At 67.2% G+C, this 16249-nt stretch carries 13 protein-coding genes and 1 tRNA gene; 4 read left to right on the top strand and 10 right to left on the bottom strand.

Going from position 1 to position 16249, the window contains the following annotated elements:
- Positions 1-95: 95 nt before the first annotated feature.
- From ACFPM7_RS23485 to ACFPM7_RS23475, 3 genes are read right to left on the bottom strand one after another with little or no spacing between them, the layout of a single operon-like run.
- Entirely contained in the window at positions 96-3329 is a 3234-nt protein-coding gene (locus tag ACFPM7_RS23485; protein ID WP_378249898.1) for a type I restriction endonuclease subunit R, read from the bottom strand.
- Positions 3326-4516, bottom strand: a complete 1191-nt coding sequence (locus tag ACFPM7_RS23480) for a restriction endonuclease subunit S (protein WP_378249897.1) — start codon at positions 4514-4516, stop codon at positions 3326-3328. Before ACFPM7_RS23480 ends, ACFPM7_RS23485 begins: the two co-directional genes overlap by 4 nt.
- Positions 4517-4533: 17 nt before the next feature.
- On the bottom strand, positions 4534-6174 hold the full coding sequence (locus ACFPM7_RS23475; RefSeq protein ID WP_378249896.1) for a class I SAM-dependent DNA methyltransferase: 1641 nt from the start codon (positions 6172-6174) through the stop codon (positions 4534-4536).
- Between the two features lie 157 nt (positions 6175-6331).
- On the opposite strand from ACFPM7_RS23475, the gene ACFPM7_RS23470 reads away from it, so the two are divergent.
- The gene (locus ACFPM7_RS23470; RefSeq protein WP_378249895.1) at positions 6332-6679 is read left to right on the top strand and encodes a helix-turn-helix domain-containing protein; all 348 of its coding nucleotides are present in this window, start codon (positions 6332-6334) and stop codon (positions 6677-6679) included.
- A gap of 84 nt (positions 6680-6763) precedes the next feature.
- Here the strand turns inward: ACFPM7_RS23470 and ACFPM7_RS23465 are convergent, their stop codons facing one another.
- From ACFPM7_RS23465 to ACFPM7_RS23450, 4 genes are all read right to left on the bottom strand, one after another.
- Positions 6764-7114 carry a transposase gene (locus ACFPM7_RS23465; protein ID WP_378250025.1) on the bottom strand — a complete coding sequence of 117 codons (351 nt, stop codon included), beginning with the start codon at positions 7112-7114 and terminating at the stop codon, positions 6764-6766.
- 1155 nt (positions 7115-8269) lie between these two features.
- Positions 8270-8343, bottom strand: a tRNA-Pro gene (locus ACFPM7_RS23460).
- Between the two features lie 186 nt (positions 8344-8529).
- Positions 8530-9687, bottom strand: coding sequence for a sensor histidine kinase (locus ACFPM7_RS23455; protein ID WP_378249893.1), 1158 nt, complete (start codon positions 9685-9687; stop codon positions 8530-8532).
- A gap of 150 nt (positions 9688-9837) precedes the next feature.
- Complete coding sequence (locus tag ACFPM7_RS23450; RefSeq protein ID WP_378249891.1) at positions 9838-10503, bottom strand: response regulator; 666 nt, start codon at positions 10501-10503, stop codon at positions 9838-9840.
- A gap of 66 nt (positions 10504-10569) precedes the next feature.
- Between ACFPM7_RS23450 and ACFPM7_RS23445 the strand changes: the two genes are divergently transcribed.
- The 3 genes from ACFPM7_RS23445 (at position 10570) to ACFPM7_RS23435 (ending at position 13511) form a co-directional block, all read left to right on the top strand.
- On the top strand, positions 10570-11364 hold the full coding sequence (locus ACFPM7_RS23445) for an alpha/beta fold hydrolase (RefSeq protein ID WP_378249890.1): 795 nt from the start codon (positions 10570-10572) through the stop codon (positions 11362-11364).
- Positions 11365-11485: 121 nt separating this feature from the next.
- Positions 11486-13033: an MDR family MFS transporter gene (locus tag ACFPM7_RS23440; RefSeq protein ID WP_378249889.1), complete on the top strand. Its 1548-nt coding sequence runs from the start codon at positions 11486-11488 to the stop codon at positions 13031-13033.
- A 4-nt stretch (positions 13034-13037) separates the two neighbouring features.
- Positions 13038-13511, top strand: a complete 474-nt coding sequence (locus ACFPM7_RS23435) for a universal stress protein (RefSeq protein ID WP_378249888.1) — start codon at positions 13038-13040, stop codon at positions 13509-13511.
- Between the two features lie 2 nt (positions 13512-13513).
- Here ACFPM7_RS23435 and der read toward each other — a convergent pair whose 3' ends face one another.
- From der to cmk, 3 genes are read right to left on the bottom strand one after another with little or no spacing between them, the layout of a single operon-like run.
- Positions 13514-14923 carry a ribosome biogenesis GTPase Der gene (gene der, locus ACFPM7_RS23430; RefSeq protein WP_378249886.1) on the bottom strand — a complete coding sequence of 470 codons (1410 nt, stop codon included), beginning with the start codon at positions 14921-14923 and terminating at the stop codon, positions 13514-13516.
- Complete coding sequence (locus tag ACFPM7_RS23425) at positions 14920-15555, bottom strand: lysophospholipid acyltransferase family protein (protein WP_378249885.1); 636 nt, start codon at positions 15553-15555, stop codon at positions 14920-14922. Before ACFPM7_RS23425 ends, der begins: the two co-directional genes overlap by 4 nt.
- The gene (gene cmk / locus ACFPM7_RS23420) at positions 15552-16241 is read right to left on the bottom strand and encodes a (d)CMP kinase (protein WP_378250024.1); all 690 of its coding nucleotides are present in this window, start codon (positions 16239-16241) and stop codon (positions 15552-15554) included. The genes ACFPM7_RS23425 and cmk overlap by 4 nt, the downstream gene beginning before the upstream one ends.
- Positions 16242-16249 lie beyond the last annotated feature (8 nt).

The raw sequence follows: 16249 nt of genomic DNA, 5'->3' as shown, positions 1-16249 counted from the left end.
CCAGACACCCAGACGCAGGACGACGTCCGCGACGCGCTGTTGGACGAGGTAGGTCGCAGCGCGGACTGTCTCCTTGGCGGGTTCCGACCAGGCTTTCAGGACCACTCTTCCGCTTTGACCTCAGTTTGCTTCAGGACGCGGTCGATCGCTTCTGGCGCCTTGTCCGGTGGGTAGCCGTAGTAGTTCAGCAAGAACTGAACCTTGGCGCGGATGCGATCACGTGCCTGGTTCTTGATCCTCCAGTCCACGGTGACGTCTTCAGACACCAGTCTGTGAAGGTGCTGAGCGATCTGGCGGAGTATCTCGTCGCCCATCTGCAGGGCGGAGGGGTTGGCGGCTACTGCGTCGTAGAAGGCGAGTTCGTCTTCGGTCAGGCCGAGTTCTACAGCACGGACCCGGTCGGCGGAGACTTCACGAGCGAACTCGACGAGGATGTCCATCGTCTGGGCGGCGGTGATCAGTCCGTTGTGGTACTGGTTCATGGTCTCCTGCATGCGCTCTGTGAAGGCGCGCTGCCGGGTGATGTTGCCGGGGTGCGAATCTCGAATCTCTTTCAAGAGCGAGCGTCGAAGAGCTTCGAGAGCCAGGTTCGGGTGGCGGCTTTCCTTCAGCTGTGCGACGAACTCTTCGTCGAGGTGCGAGAGGTCCGGCTTGGTGAGGCCTGCGGCGTCGTAGATGTCCACCACCCCGTCGGCGACGACTGCCGCAGCGTTGAGCTGTTCGATGTAGCGGAACTGATCGGCGGCGGTAGCTAGGCCCTGAGCGGCCCGGTCATCGACGTCGAGTTTCTCGCGCGTTGCGCGCACGACAGCAAAGAATTGGATGTCGTCAAGAAGGTCCTTGACGCCCTCGTGGGTGGGGCAGAGCGAGAAGGCTTGGGATAGCAACTTGCTGAAGTGCATGAAGCGCTGCAGACGGGTCGGCCTTCCTGGTTGTAGTGCCGGCTCAGCTTCCCGGAGGAATTCGAGAACGTCGTACAGAGCGTCTTGATAGCCAAGGGAGCTAAGTGACTCGCGCCACCGACAGTTGTGGAGCAGCTCGGTGATCGACTGATGCTTCTCACGTACGACCTTGACGGCTTCGGAGGTGTCTGCGCCGATGGTCTCTTCATCACGGTCGTCGTCCGAGGTGTACTCGGCGATGGCCTCCGTGAGATTTCTGGCCACTCCCAGAAAGTCGACAACCAGGCCCGACGGTTTCTCGCCCCATGTCCGGTTAACGCGAGCGATAGCCTGCATCAAGGCGGCGCCGCGCATTCGGCGGTCGAGGTAAAGGGTGTGCAGCGGTGGCGAGTCGAAGCCAGTCAGCCACAACGACTGGACAATGACGAGCTCGAGTTCGTCTTCGGGGTTAGCAGCTCGTGCCTGGATAGCCTTGAGTTTCTCGGGGGTACGAACGTAGGGAGCGATCTCAGCGTCGTCTTTGGCTGGATTGCCGGTGTAGACGACTCGGATCTTGCCAGTGTCGTCAGGCAGCAACCCAGTCTTCTTGTCAGGTTCGCCGACCCAGGAAGGACGACGAACAGCAAGAGCATTGAAGAGTCGAGCGGCGATTCTGCGAGAGGAACAGACGACCATCCCCTTGCCGGATTGGCCGGTCAGCTTCGCTATTTCCAAGCTGCGGTTGTCCCAGTGCGATAGGAGGGTGTCGGCAACGTTCGCGATGCGTTCAGGCGCGCCGATGACGCTCTCGAAGGTAGCAAACTGAGCCCGGGCACGGTCCTGCTCAGCCTGACTCAAGCCCTCGACGAGCCCCTCAGCTTGCGCATCCATCTCGTCCAGGTCTTTGTCTTCTGGAAGTTTCACCTTGTGGAGGATCGGCTCGTAGAAGACTCGGACCGTGGCACCATCGTTGACCGCCTGCGTGTGGTCATACGTGTGGATTGTCGGTCCGAAGACAGCGAGGGTGTTGCCTGTCCGGTTGTCGATCGGAGTGCCGGTGAAAGCGATAAATGTGGCATTGGGAAGCGCGTCTCGCAGGTGTCTGGCGAAGCCGTCCTCGAAGTCGTAATGGCTCCGGTGCGCCTCGTCGACAATAACGATGACGTCCCGGCGGTCGGACAGCAGCGGGTGCCGAACTCCTGCAATCTTCTCCGCTTTGCTGATCCGGAATTTGTGGAGCGTGGTGAAGATGACACCGCCGCCGCCCTGCCGTCGGGTGAGTAAGTCCTTCAACTGACTACTGTCGTACGCCTTCTCCGGCAGGCCGCCGATGGCTCGATGAAGGCTATGGCTGGCGTTGAACGTTTCGAAGAGTTGAGTATCGAGGTCGATCCGGTCTGTGATGAGGACGACTGTAGGAAGAGGTAGACCAGGTAGACGCCCCACCATGCCGGTGTAGAAAAGCATCTCCTCGCTCTTGCCCGCGCCCTGGGTGTGCCAGATGACACCGGCCCTACCATCGGTAACAGCAGCTGACGCGGTGGCGGCTAGAGCTGTGTTGACGGCGATGTACTGGTGAGCCTTAGCGAGTTTCACCGTGTCCACGCTGCCGCCGGTGCCTTCGGCGGAGTAGGACAGGAAGTTGGCGATCATGTCGAGGAAATGGTCGGGGTCAAGGGATCCGGCGATCATCCGTTTCAGAGCACGCCCGTCCTCACGTTCTTCCTTTCTCTTGAGCAAGACCCCGTCCTCCGCGTGCCAGGGGGCCATGTGCTCCCACGGCGTGAACGGCGTGCCGACACGGGCGGTTACCCCGTCGGTGGCGACAGCGAGACACACGGTCCGAAAAGTACCGTCGCTCTTCAACTCGCGCCGGTAGTTCTGGACCTGCTCGTATGCCGTGCGTGAGTCATCTGGCCCGCTGGCCTTCTTCAACTCAATGATGCACAGAGGAAGCCCATTGACATATAGGACGATGTCAAAGATGAATGCTCGCTCGCTAGCGGCGCGTATCCGTACCTGCGAGGAGGCGACGAGATCGTTGCCGCGCGGGTTAGTGAAGTCGATGGGCCGGACGGTGACGCTGTGCTTCTTGTCCGTAACCGTGTCTGTGTAGCTGACCTTCAGGCCGCCAGTGAGCTTCTTGTAGAAGTCCCAGTTCTTACGGATGTCACTGCCTGGCGTGTGCCGTAGTAGGTCCGAGATTGCTTCCTCAACTGTGTGGGAGGGGAGCTGGGGGTGGCGGGTTGCGATCGCGGTACGCAGTCGGGGGTACAAGACGAGGTCCCCCCAGTCCTTGCGGTGACCGCTGCTCGGATTAAGCTGCTTGGCGGGAAAGTGCTGCCAGCCGAACCTAGCTAGCTGATCGAGAGCGAACGCTTCCCACTGCGCCTCCGAGGAGCCGTCGAAGAGCTGCTTCTCGGCCTCAACAGCGCTTTCCTCACTCATGACTCAGCATCCTCCACGACGCGCACGGCGTCCTCGACGCGGATCTTTCCGGTGATGAGCTGAGGGAGCAGAGTGTTGCGGAGCTCGGCAAGAGTGTGGTTCTCGCGCTTCGCGGCGCTCGCACGCTGGGCAAGAGACCGAACGGTCTTGGTAAACGCTGTTCCAGTCCCGCGGTCGGGGAGCTTGATCCGCAGCTTTTCGATCCGGTCGGTGCCGAGACGGCCTGTTCCGTGCCCAGCGGTGTCGACGAGACCGAGGATGTCCTGAGCCCTGGATCGCAGAGCGAGGAGCAACACGACGGGATCGACACCGCGGTGCGGGATAAGTGCCTTGCAGTCCTGACCAAAAGCTACTTCAAGTTGCGTCAAGCCGACCCGGAACTCTGAGATGAGGCTCATCCCACGCACCACGAAGATGATCGTGCCGGCAGGTACGAGCCGGGTTCCGTTCTCCGCCCCGAGCCGGGTGACTCTACGTTCCGAGTCATCAAGCCATGGAGACTTGAGACTTGCCGCAGAGATCCAGGGTATGTCGCCGCCCCAGTAACTGGCCTCGCTGGTCTTGGGGGTACCTCCGGATTTCCAGGTCGCAGTGTCCAGCAGCGCGACCTCGTGCCAGCCCTGCTCGCATGCGGAATCTCGTACGTACAGAGCCTCGGCTAGAACAAGCGACGCGTCGGCGATCCGCTCGTTGACGGCGATCTTGTCGTCAAGCACGCCAAGGACCTCGGCGATCGCTCGTTGCTCGGACAGAGGAGGAACACGGAGCGGCCACGTTGCGATTTCGGCGATGGGAATCCGATCGACTGTGGCACCACGGACAGCGCGGGCTGAGATTTCCTGCTGGAAGTCCGGTCCAAGGTAGGCGTACAGGAGGAACCGTTGATCAACCCGCTCTTTGTTGGGCCGTAGTAGTCCCATGCGTCGCCCAAGGCATGCCCTTACGCCAGATGGCATGAGTGCAGCAGCGCCCAATCGGGTTTCGTAAGAGAAGAGGAGGTCGCCTTCCTCCGGAGTGACTCGCCGAGTCCACTTGGCGAAGTCCGCCTCGCTAAGGTGCGCGGACTCGGCCAGGTCCAGCCGACCTTCCCTAAGACTGGAAATGCTTAGGAACCAAGGGCCTGCTTCTGTCTTCTTCGGTGTAGCGTGCGGCCCATCGAAGACTGTGGCGAGACTTCCAATGGGCATCGTTTGCCATTGGCCAGTCACAGCCTCCCCACCTGCTCCCGCACTTCTGCTTCCAGCCGAGCGGCTTCCTCGAAGTGCATGAAAAGCTCTTTCGTCAGCCGCTCCACTTTTGCTTCCGCCGATTCAGAGTCCGGATCCTGTTCGGCCTCGGCGACTCCCACGTACCGCCCTGGTGTCAGAGTGAAGCTGTTGTGCTGAACTTCTTCAAGGGTCACACTCCGACAGAATCCAGGTGTATCTGTGTAGGAATTCGAACCCTCGACTCCGCGCCACGAGCGGAATGTTGAGGCGATTCGCTCAATATCCTCTTCTTTTAGTTCCCGCAAAGTGCGCTCTTCCATTGAGCCCAAACCGCTTGCGTCGATGAACAGCACTTCACCTGCGCGCCCCTTAACCCACTTCGCGTGGCGCTTACCTTTACCCTCTGCGAGGAACCATAGACAAGCCGGGATTTGAGTTGACCGGAACAGTTGCCCCGGCAGCGCCACCATGCACGCCACCAAGTCGTCCTCGACCATGCGTCGTCGGATGTCGGCCTCGCCTCCCGACTTGCCACTCATGGAGCCGTTGGCTAGCACGATGCCCGCGCGCCCTCCAGGGCGCAGTTTGTTTACCATGAGTTGGACCCATGCGAAGTTCGCGTTGCCCACAGGTGGCACGCCGTATTTCCAGCGGGGATCCATACCGAGTCGTTCGCCACCCCAGTTTGAGATGTTGAATGGCGGGTTCGCGAGTACGACGTCGGCCTTAAGTTCAGGATGCTGGTCGTCGTGGAAGGAGTCGGCAGGTTCTTCACCGAGGTTGGCGTCAATGCCGTGGATGGCAAGATTCATCTTAGCCAGCCGCCACGTCGTGAGATTGCGTTCCTGGCCGTACACCGAGATGTTGAAGCGGTTACCCTCGTGCAGTTCGATGAACTTCTCGGTCTGGACGAACATGCCGCCCGAACCACATGCCGGATCCAGGACGCGCTCACCCTCTTGCGGCTCCAGCATCTCTACAAGGAGCTGGACGATGCACTCCGGCGTGAAGAACTCTCCGCCTTTGCGTCCTTCAGCGAGGGCAAACTGAGCGAGAAAGTACTCGTACACCTCTCCCATCAGGTCCCTGGCCCCAGTGCGCTTGCCGTCCTTACTTACCTGGGCCTGGAATTCGAGGCGATCGAGGAGCTTCACCAGGCCGGCCAGTGTCGCTTCATTGATCCGCGGACTGTTGTATTCTTGAGGGAGGGTACTCCTGAGCGCGGGATTATACTTCTCGATGGTGCCCATCGCGTCATTGATCACTTCGCCAAGAGATTGCCCCTCCAGGGTTCCCTTGGCTCGTTCCATCACGACTTCCCAACGGGCAGTCGGTGGTACGTAGAAGAGCCCTGCGCCCGTGTACTGCTTGCGGTCCTCAACCGTCTGGGCGATCAGCGACTCCGAGGCTGTGCCCGCAAGGCCGAGGGAGGAAAGCATGCTGCCGTTCCGGAGCCCTTCCTCAAGCTGCGCCCGCTTCTCCGCCATGGCCACGGAAACGTACTTCAGGAACACGAGCCCGAGTACGAAGTGCTTGTACTCGGCGGCGTCCAGAGTCCCCCGCAGCTGGTCGGCGGATTCCCAAAGGATCGCCTTCATCGGCTTGGGCTTGGATTCCTTCTTCTTCCGTGGTGGCACGGGTGCTCGCTTCTCTCATGGCGCCGCGTAGAGCGGATGTTGCCGCACTACCCCTGGTATAGGCATCCTAGTGGCTCGTCGCAGATCGTCGACCCGGTAATCGATCTTCCGAGCTGACCGGCAGGCTGGTCCCTCATGTCGAGTGCGGGAGGTGGCTGTGGCTCGTCGACCGAGCGTGTTCGTCCGGCCGTTGTCCATGGAAGAAGGCCGCAAGCTGCAGCGGATCAGCCGGAGTTCGAAGGACCCGGTCCGGCTGCGGCGGGCGATCGTGGTGCTGATGTCCGGCCAAGGCCAGGCGGTCCGCGACATCACCTCGTTGCTACAGGTCAGCGAGGACTTCGTGCGCGACGTTATCCACGCGTTCAACGAGCGGGGGTTCGCGGCGCTAGACCCAAGATGGATACCGTTGGCGAACTCCGGCTTGTCGCTGTCAGGCGGCGGGCCGGAGTGCTGCGAAGTGACGTGCGGGTTGTCGCGAGGGGTGCGTTGTCCCATCGGGCGTTGAGGCGGTTGAGGTTGATTCCTGCTGCTGTGAGCAGGTGTTGCAGGTTGGTCTTGGCCAGGCCGCGGTAGCGACCTCCCGACCCCATCAGCCCCGCGCGGGCACAGGCCTCCAACACCGCGTCCGGGACCGCTGTTCCAGCCCGCCAGCCACCGTCCGAGCGCGGAACTCGCTGAGCACCGAGTGGTCGAGCCCCTGATCGACCAACTCCAAACCGAGGGCATACTCCCAGTCGATCCGCGCCCGGACGGCATGCGCGGCTTGGCGATCGCTCAATCCCTCGGCGAACTGCAAACACAGACACCGACACCAACGCCAGCGACGCGGGCGACACCGCAGGCCGGCCCCGACAAGAGAACACCGCCGCGAACTCCGCGTCGGTGAACACCACCCCAAGCACGTCCCGGGCCCGCATCGCCAGACACCTGTCCGGGACACCACCCCAGCCACCCGGGCCGTCTCCTCCAGAACCCCGCCCCACCTGCGCGGACGCAACGACAACACGACCTCCACCACCGACCGTGCCCGACATGACCAGGTTGATCATGCCGGGCACGGTCACACCACCCGCATTCGCCAACAGTATCCAAAATGGAGCGGGGGACGCCCGAAGACGATCGGTGAGAGGATCGTGAACGGATCCGGCTGATCGCCAGGACGTCCCCCGCAGACTGGGGCATCACCGCGTTCTTCACCTGGTCTCTGTCCAAGCTGCGCGACCACCTCCTCGACCGCGGCACCGTGGTCGCGATCAGCCGGGAGACGCTGCGCCGGATCCTGCGCGACGGTGGTGTCTCCTGGCAGGCCACCACGACCTGGAAGTCCTCCACCGACCCGGACTTCATCGCCAAGGTGCACCGCATCCTTGACCTTACGACAACCCACCAGCGAGCCGTCCGATCAGGTGCACAAAGTGTCCGGCCAGCGTAATGCACAGGAGCCGAGCAGCAGGTAAGCGGTGGGCGGTTCGGCCACGCTCCGCCCACCGCTAGTCACTCACTGGACGGCTGGAGCCCAAAGCAGCCTTCGACCACTAGGCCGCCGCAATAGACCCGCTGGTCAGCCCTGTTCCCATCCTTTGGTACTCCCGCCGGGGAGTCGAACCTGCGCATCTCTTGCGTCGATCGCTGGTGGTGGGTGCTCGTCGCCGCATTTCGTCTCGGGTTGTCGCTGTAGCGCCGTGGCCCATTCGCGTGGGGCGCGCCTGGGTGCCATAGGCGCTCTGCGCTCGTTCGGGAAGCTGCGCCGACCGGCGCGGACGGTGCTCAACCATCGGCAGCACGCTCACAGCCAGGCGGACATGCGCCATCTGCCACCATCTGGCGGCTACGTGCGCAGACCGCAATCGGTACGGGTCAGACCAGCGCCGATGGGGTCGGTTGGGCGCGGTTGACGAAGTTCACCCGATCGGGAAGATCGACTGCGACCCCTTGACCGAGTCTGGAGGACCATTTCTCCAGATTCGCTCCTTACCGGCCGGTAGATCACCATTCACGGTCCACAAGCGACGATCAACAAGGGATCAACACTGAAAGATCGAAACGCCCGCCGACCTGGCGATTCATCCAGGACGACGGGCGTTTCCACAGACCGTCGGGCTGACAGGATTTGAACCTGCGACCCCTTGACCCCCAGTCAAGTGCGCTACCAAGCTGCGCCACAGCCCGATCTGGTGTTGCGGGGAAAGACTAGCGTACGGCCCCCGCACCGATCGACACCGGGGGTGGCCAACGTGCGAACCGGGAGTGGGATGAGGGGACCTGCCCCCCGGCTGCAGGTCCCCTCATCACCCCTAGAAGCTCTGCGCGCTCCCCGAGGGCGGACAGAGCATCCGCCGACTATGGCCGACCGATCTACAACTGGCTACCGCCGGAAGTTGGGGGTCCGGGGGCTACTTTCGTCGGATCGTGGGCGGGGAGGGTCGCCTGGAGGGTGAAGCTGCCGTCGGGGTGGGGTTGGGTGGTGAGGGTGCCGCCTGCGGTGGTGACTCGTTCGGTCAGGCCTTCTAGGCCGGTGCCGCTTTGGGCGAGGTCGGGGCGGGGAGCGGTGGGTGGGCCGTTGGTGATGGTGGTGAGGATGCGGGTGGTGTCGCGGGTCAGGGTGATGGCGATGGGGGCGCCGGGGGCGTGTTTTACGGCGTTGGTCAGGGCCTCTTGGATCACGCGGTACAGGGCGCGGCCGATCAGGGGGCTGGGGGTGGCGTCGGTGGGGGTGTAGGTGATGTTCAGGCCTGCTGTGCGGGCCTGGGTGATGAGGGTGGGGATGTCGGGGTAGCCGTTGTGCGAGGTGGCGCCTGCCAGGCCCAGGGCCGAGCGCATCTCGGCCAGGGACTGTTTGGCCAGGTGGCGTAGTTGCTCGGCGGTTTGGCGGGCGGCGGGGTCGGTGGTGGTGGCGGCCAGGGCGGCGGCTTGGACGGCGATGAGGGTGGTGTTGTGGCCTACCGCGTCGTGGATTTCGCGGGTGATTCGGGCGCGTTCGTCGGCTCGGGCGGTGTCCAGGCGGGCGGTGAGTTCGGCGCGGCGGGCGGCGTCGCGTTCGGCGAGGGTGGCGGTGAGTTCGGCGCGGAGGCGGATGAGGACGCCCAGGGCGGCGGGGCCCGCGGGGACGACCAGGGAGAACATGGCGCTGACGATGAGGTTGGCCAGGGGTTCGTCGAGGTTGAACTGGTTGGCCACCTGGACGGTGACGAAGACGCCTGCTACGGCCCACACCGCGGTCGACACCCTCTTCGAGCACATGCCGACGCGGAACAGGGCCACCAAGGCGGGGGGCCAGCCGAGGCCGCCGTAGAGGGCGGGTAGGCAGATGGCGTAGGCCAGCCACGGCCAGCGCAGGCGCAGCGGCAGCGCCAGGCACGCCACGACCGCTACCGGCAGCGTCCACGGCTGCGGCGGGTACGACATGAGCACGGCTAGCAGCGGCACGCCGACGGCCAGCACCTCAAGCCCGATCCGCTTGCCCACCGGGCCCGGCGTGCACAGCTCGCGGAGGCGGACGCGGAGTTCGCTCACCACTCACCTACCGGGCCTGGCGTGCGCGGTTGACGGAGGCGGACGCGGGGTTGGCTCGCCACTCGGGCCTGGCGTGCGCGGATGCGGAGTCCAGTCACCACTCACCCACCGGGCCGGCGCGCGGGTCGAGCGGGCAAGAACGGAGCGCCGTCACGGGCGGTCCTCGGTCAGGACGTCGACGCCGTGGAGGAGCAGGGCGGCTTGGACGCGGTTGTGGACGCCGAGTTTGGTGAGCACCTGGGACACGTAACTCTTCACCGTCGCCTCGGTGAGGCCGAGGAGTTCGGCGATGGCGGCGTTGGCGCGGCCGTCGGCGATCTGGTCCAGGACCTGGCGTTCGCGGACGCTCAGGGCGTCGATGGACCGGGCGTGGCGCAGGGACAGGCCCGCTGTGCGGAGTCGGGGCAGCAGGCGGGCGGTGATGCGCGGGTCGAGGACCGCGCCGCCGGAGGCCAGGTCGGCGACGGCGCGGACGAGGGTGTCGGGGTCGGCGTCTTTGAGCAGGAAGCCCGCGGCGCCCAGTTCGAGGGCGCGGGCGACGTATTCGTCCAGGTCGAAGGTGGTGAGGATGGCGACGGCGACCGGGACGCCCGCCAGGTCGCGCAGGGCGGTGAGGCCGTCGGTGCCGGGCATCTGGACGTCGAGGAGCAGGACGTCGGGGCGGTGGGCGTGGACGGCGCGGACGGCTTCGGCGCCGTTGCTCGCCTCGGCGACGACCTCCACCCTGCCGCTCGCGGTCAGCAGTACGCTCAGACCGTGTCGCAGCAGCGGCTCGTCGTCGGCGATGACCACGCGAATCGGTGTGTCTGCTGCCACTCCGCCCTCCCCCCGCTAGGGCTCCGAGCCTAGCCTTGACCAGGCCTGACGACAGGAGAAACCGCCGTGCCGATCGCCGATCTGGGTGACCGTTCACTGCACTACGAACGGCGCGGTTCCGGCGAGCCGCTGCTGCTCATCCAGGGCATGGGCGGGCACCACCGCATGTGGCACGAGCCGTTGTTGGCCGACATCGAGCGTGACTTCGACCTCGTCGTCTACAACCACCGCGGGGTCGGCGACAGCAGCCGCGCCCTGCCGCCGTACGAGATCCCCGACCTCGCCGACGACGCCGCCCGGCTGCTGAGCGCGCTGGACTGGGCGGACGCGCACGTCTTCGGCACCAGCATGGGCGGCGCGGTCGCCCAGCGGATCGCGCTGCGCCACCCCGAGCGGGTCCGGTCGCTGGTGCTGGGGTGCACGTTCGCCGGGCCCGCGGGCGGCACGCTCGTCGCGCCCGGCCTGCTGCGCATCGCCGAGTCGCGCAAGACCGGCGACCTGCGCGACCTGCTGCGCTCGACCTACGACACCAACTTCTCCCCCGCCGCCCGCGAGGACCCGGCGCTGTGGGAGCTGTTCACCGACCGCATGCTGTCCGAGCGGGTGCCCGCCGCGGTGATCGTCATGCAGCAGCTCGCGGCGATGAAGCACAACGCCTCCGCGCAGCTCGACCAGCTCGCCGCGCCGACGCTGGTCATCCACGGCACCGCGGACGAGATCGTGCTCCCCCGGCACGCCGAGCACCTCGCCTCGACCATCCCCGGCGCGCGCCTGGAGCTGCTGGACGGCGTCGGGCACCTCTTCTGGTGGGAGGCGCCCGCGCTCACCGCGAAGCTGCTCAGGGAGCACGCAGGCGTCTGACGTGGCCGAGGTCTCCATCGCACCAGCCCGACCACCGGAGTAGTGTGCCCACTGTGCAAGTTTGCACAGTGGGCACTAAACCGGTGGGCATCCAGCCGGTGAGCGATGGAGTGGGGCGGGCATGAAGGTCGGGGAAGCCGCGCCGATGGGGCATCGGCAGGTGTTGGAGTCGCTGTCCGGGCTGCTGTTGGCGCTGTTCGTGGCGATGATCAGTTCCACGGTCGTGTCGACCGCGCTGCCGCTGATCATCGGGTCGCTGAACGGCACCCAGACGCAGTACACGTGGGTGGTCACGGCCACCCTGCTCACGGCCACGGCCACGACGCCGGTCTGGGGCAAGCTGGCCGACCTGTTCAACAAGAAGTCGCTGGTGCAGGTTGCCATCGTGATCTTCGTCGTCGGCTCGGTGCTCAGCGGGTTCAGCCAGGACACCGGGCAGCTGATCGCGGCGCGGGCGTTCCAGGGCATCGGGATCGGCGGGCTGCAGGCGCTGGTGCAGGTCGTGATCGCCTCGATCATCCCGCCGCGCGAACGGGGCCGCTACAACGGCTACCTCGGCGCGGTGATGGCCGTGGCCACCGTCGGCGGGCCGCTGCTGGGCGGGCTCATCGTGGACGTGCCGTGGCTGGGGTGGCGGTGGTGCTTCTTCGTCGGGGTGCCGATCGCGCTGGTCGCCTTCGTCGTGCTCCAGCGCACGCTCAAGCTGCAGACGGTGCGCCGGGATGACGTGCGCGTGGACTACCTCGGCGCCGGGCTCATCGCGGCGGGTGTGAGCGTGCTGCTCATCTGGGTGTCGTTCGTGGGCAACTCCTTCGCGTGGCTGTCGTGGCAGACCGCGGCGATGGCCGGCGGCGGGGTCGTGGTCCTCGGGCTGGCGGTGCTGGTGGAGTCCCGCGTGCGCGAACCGGTGGTGCCGCTGACGATCGTCGTGCAGCGCACGCCCGCGCTGGCGATCGTGGCGAGCCTGGCCGTGGGCATGGCGATGTTCGGCGGCGCGGTGTTCCTGGGCCAGTACTTCCAGGTCGGGCGCGGCTACACGCCCACCCAGGCCGGTCTGCTGACCATCCCGATGATGGCGGGCGTGCTGGTCTCCTCGACCGTCTCCGGGCGCATGATCAGCCGCAGCGGCATGGTCAAGCCCTACATCGTGGCGGGCACGATCATCCTGGTGCTCGGGTTCCTCGGGCTGGGCATGGTCGACCACGACACCGCGCTCTGGCTGGTGGGCGTCGACATGGCCGTCGTCGGCGTCGGCGTGGGCATGACGATGCAGAACCTCGTGCTGGCCGTGCAGAACAGCGTGCCGATGCGCGACCTCGGCGCGGCGAGCGCGTCGGTCACGTTCTTCCGCTCGCTCGGCGGCACGATCGGCGTCTCGGTGCTCGGCGCGGTGCTGGCCAACAGGGTCACCGCCGACCTGGCGGCGGCGTTGCGCGTCCCGGCGGGGCAGACCGGCACCGGCGACGTCAGCGCGCTGAACCTCACAGCCCTGCCGCCGGAGGTGCAGACGGTCGTGCACACCGTCTACGGCGACGCGACCGGGCACATCTTCCTGATCTCCGCGGCCGTCGCCGTGGTCGGCGTCGTCGCCGCGCTGCTGCTCAAGCCGATCACCCTGCGCTCCACGATCGACCTGGACACCCCCGCCGCGGACCCGGTCGCGAGGTAGCACGGTGGGCACGGCCTTCGAGTCCACGGCGGAGCGGCTGGGCCCGCGCCGCGGCGGCACGGCCAGGAGGATCCTGGTCGGGGTCGACGGCTCCGACACCGCCATGCGGGCGGCGGCCTTCGCCTTCGGCGCGGCCCGGCGCGAGGGCGGCGGGCTGGTCGTCGTCTACGTGGCGTGCCACTCCGCGCTGGCCGCGTTCGGCCCGGCCATCGCCTCGGCCGCCGAGCACGAGGCCGCGGCCTGCCTGGGCGAGGAGCTGCGCGAGCAGGTCCGCGCCGCCGCCGAGGAACTCGATGTGCCGGTCACCTTCATCAGGACCCACGGCGACCCGTGCACGGCGCTGCGCGAGGCCGCCGACGACCACCAGGCCGACATGGTCGTGGTGGGCGCGTCGCAGAGCGCCGGGCACCGGTTCGCCGGGTCCGTGGCGACGAAGCTGATCAGGACCGGCCACTGGCCGGTCCTGGTCGTGCCCTAGGTCTAGCGGCGCTGCTTCTTCTCCCGCACGCGCACCGAGATGCGGATGGGGCTGCCGGGGAAGCCGAACTCCTCGCGCAGGCGGCGCTCGATGAAGCGGCGGTAGCCCGCCTCCAGGAAGCCGGTCGTGAACAGCACGAACGTCGGCGGCCGGGTGGAGGCCTGGGTGGCGAAGAGGATCTTGGGCTGCTTGCCGCCGCGCACCGGCGGCGGGGTGGCGGCGACCAGGTCGTTGAGCCAGCCGTTGAGGCGGCCGGTCGAGATGCGCTGGTCCCAGGAGTTCAGCGCGGTGCGCAGCGCGGGGGCGAGCTTGCGGACCGCGCGGCCGGTGAGCGCCGAGACGTTGACGCGCTCGGCCCAGGTCACCCGGACCAGGCCGCGCTCCAGCTCGCGCTCCAGCTCGTTGCGGCGGTCCTCGTCCACCAGGTCCCACTTGTTCAGCGCGAGCACGCAGGCCCGGCCCGCCTCGACCACCATCGTCAGCACGCGCAGGTCCTGCTCGGCGATCGGCTCGCTGGCGTCGAGCAGCACGATGACGACCTCGGCGGACTCGATCGCGCCCTTGGTGCGCAGCGAGGCGTAGTACTCGGTGCCGCTGGCGAAGTTGACGCGCTTGCGCAGTCCGGCGGTGTCCACGAAGCGCCACACCTGCTCGTCCAGCTCGACCAGGGAGTCGACCGGGTCGACGGTGGTGCCCGCGACCGAGTCGACCACGGCGCGGTTCTCGCCGGTGAGCTTGTTGAGCAGGCTGGACTTGCCGACGTTCGGCTTGCCGATCAGCGCCACGCGGCGCGGACCGCCCACCGCGGCGGTGTAGGTCTCGCGCGGGGTCTCCGGCAGGGCGGCCAGGATCGCGTCGAGCAGGTCGCCGGAGTTGCGCCCGTGCAGGGCGCTGACCGGGTGCGGCTCACCGAGGCCGAGGGACCACAGCGACGCGGTGTCGGCGAGCAGGCGCTCGTCGTCGACCTTGTTGGCGACCAGCAGCACCGGGCGCTCGGAGCGGCGCAGCACCCTGGCGACGGCCTCGTCGGTGGCGGTCGCGCCGACGGTGGCGTCGACCACGACGAGCACGGCGTCGGCGTGCGCCATCGCGTACTCGGCCTGCGCGGCGACGGCCGCGGCCATGCCCTCGGCCTTGGGCTCCCAGCCGCCGGTGTCGAGCACGGTGAACTTGCGGCCCGACCACTGCGCGTCGTAGGCGACGCGGTCACGGGTCACGCCCGGGGTGTCCTGCACGACCGCCTCCCGGCGGCCCAGGATGCGGTTGACCAGCGTGGACTTGCCCACGTTCGGCCTGCCGACCACCGCGAGCACCGGCTGCGGCGGCGCACCGCCCTCACCGTCGACGTCGCCGTCGTCCTCGACCGCGGTCCACTCGGCCTCGTCGGTCCAGGTGCCATCCAGTTCGGTCATGCCCGCCGCTTCTCGTCTAGTTCGTGCACCAGGCCCGCCAGGCGGACCCGGATCTCTTCGGTGGCCTCTGTCAGGCCGCTTCGACCTTTGCCGACCACCAGGGTGAACGGCGCGCCGACCAGGACGTCGACCACCGGCCGCAGACGCCTGCGGGCGCCCTCCGGCCTGCGCGTGCCCCGGGTCGCCACCGGCAGCACGAGCGCCCCCGACGAGCGCACCAGCCACGCGGCGCCCTGTTCGGCGGCGGCCACGTCGCCCGCGCCGCGCGTGCCCTCGGGGAACACGCCCACCAGACCGCCGGCGCGCAACACGCCCACCGCCGTCATCAGCGGGGCGCGGTCGACCTCGCCCCTGCTGACCGGAACCTGGCCGATGCCGCGCAGCAGCCGCCCCGCGATGCCGCGGAACAGCTCCCGCTTGACCAGGAACACCGACCGGCGCGGCAGCATTCCGAAGATGATCTGCGGCTCGACCAGCGAGCTGTGGTTGGCGACCAGCACCACCGGACCCGTCAGCGGGACATTCTCCCTCCCGGCGATCCGCACCCGGAAGGCGGGCCTCATCAGCCAGGTGCCGATCCAGCGGGCGAAGTCGGCCAGCCGGGGCGAGGCGCCCTCGGGCAGGTCGGTCATCGGCCGTTGGCCTCCGCCGTGGCGCGCAGGCCCCGCTCCTCGACCAGGTCCATGAGCCGGTCGAGCACGCCGTCGATGTCCAGGTCGGTCGTGTCGACCTCGACGGCGTCGGCCGCCGGTCGCAGCGGCGAGACCGCGCGACTGGAGTCCAGGCGGTCGCGGCGCTCGACGTCGGCCAGGGTGGCGTCGACGGTGTTCGCCCGGCCCGCCGCCGAGTCCTGCCTGGCCCGGCGCTGGGCGCGGGCGTCGGCGCTGGCGGTCAGGTAGACCTTGAGCGCGGCGTCGGGCACCACCACGGTGCCGATGTCGCGGCCCTCGACCACGATGCCGCCGCGGACGGCCTTGGCCTCGCTGATCAGGCGGCGCTGCAGGGCCACCAGGCGCTCGCGCAGCTTCGGCACCGCCGAGACGGCGGAGACGTGCGCGGTGACCTCGGGCCCGCGGATCTCGGCGGAGACGTCCTCGCCGTCGATGGTGGGCCGCGCGCCGACCTCGGTCGCCAGCGACAGGTCGGTGGACTCGGCGACGCGCAGCACCTCGGCGGAGTCGGCCGGGTCGACGCCCGCGCGCAGGACCGCGAGCGTCACGGCGCGGTACATGGCGCCGGTGTCGAGGTAGGCGGCGTCGAGCCGCTCAGCGAGGCGCTTGGCGACGGTGGACTTGCCGGTGCCGGAGGGGCCGTCCATGGCGACGA

The organism is Actinokineospora guangxiensis, from assembly GCF_042657845.1.
In the GTDB taxonomy this organism is placed as follows: Bacteria; Actinomycetota; Actinomycetes; order Mycobacteriales; family Pseudonocardiaceae; genus Actinokineospora; species Actinokineospora guangxiensis.
Note: the sequence above shows the minus strand (reverse complement) of the source record. Positions and strands in the feature narration are given on the sequence as shown.

What these genes read in the sequence shown, in the direction of transcription:
- ACFPM7_RS23485 (WP_378249898.1), bottom strand. Translation starts at nt 3,329, where the DNA reads ATGAGTGAGGAAAGCGCTGTTGAGGCCGAGAAGCAGCTCTTCGACGGC.
- ACFPM7_RS23425 (WP_378249885.1), bottom strand. Translation starts at nt 15,555, where the DNA reads ATGACCGACCTGCCCGAGGGCGCCTCGCCCCGGCTGGCCGACTTCGCC.
- ACFPM7_RS23440 (WP_378249889.1), top strand. Translation starts at nt 11,486, where the DNA reads ATGAAGGTCGGGGAAGCCGCGCCGATGGGGCATCGGCAGGTGTTGGAG.
- ACFPM7_RS23480 (WP_378249897.1), bottom strand. Translation starts at nt 4,516, where the DNA reads ATGCCCATTGGAAGTCTCGCCACAGTCTTCGATGGGCCGCACGCTACA.
- der (WP_378249886.1), bottom strand. Translation starts at nt 14,923, where the DNA reads ATGACCGAACTGGATGGCACCTGGACCGACGAGGCCGAGTGGACCGCG.
- cmk (WP_378250024.1), bottom strand. Translation starts at nt 16,241, where the DNA reads ATGGACGGCCCCTCCGGCACCGGCAAGTCCACCGTCGCCAAGCGCCTC.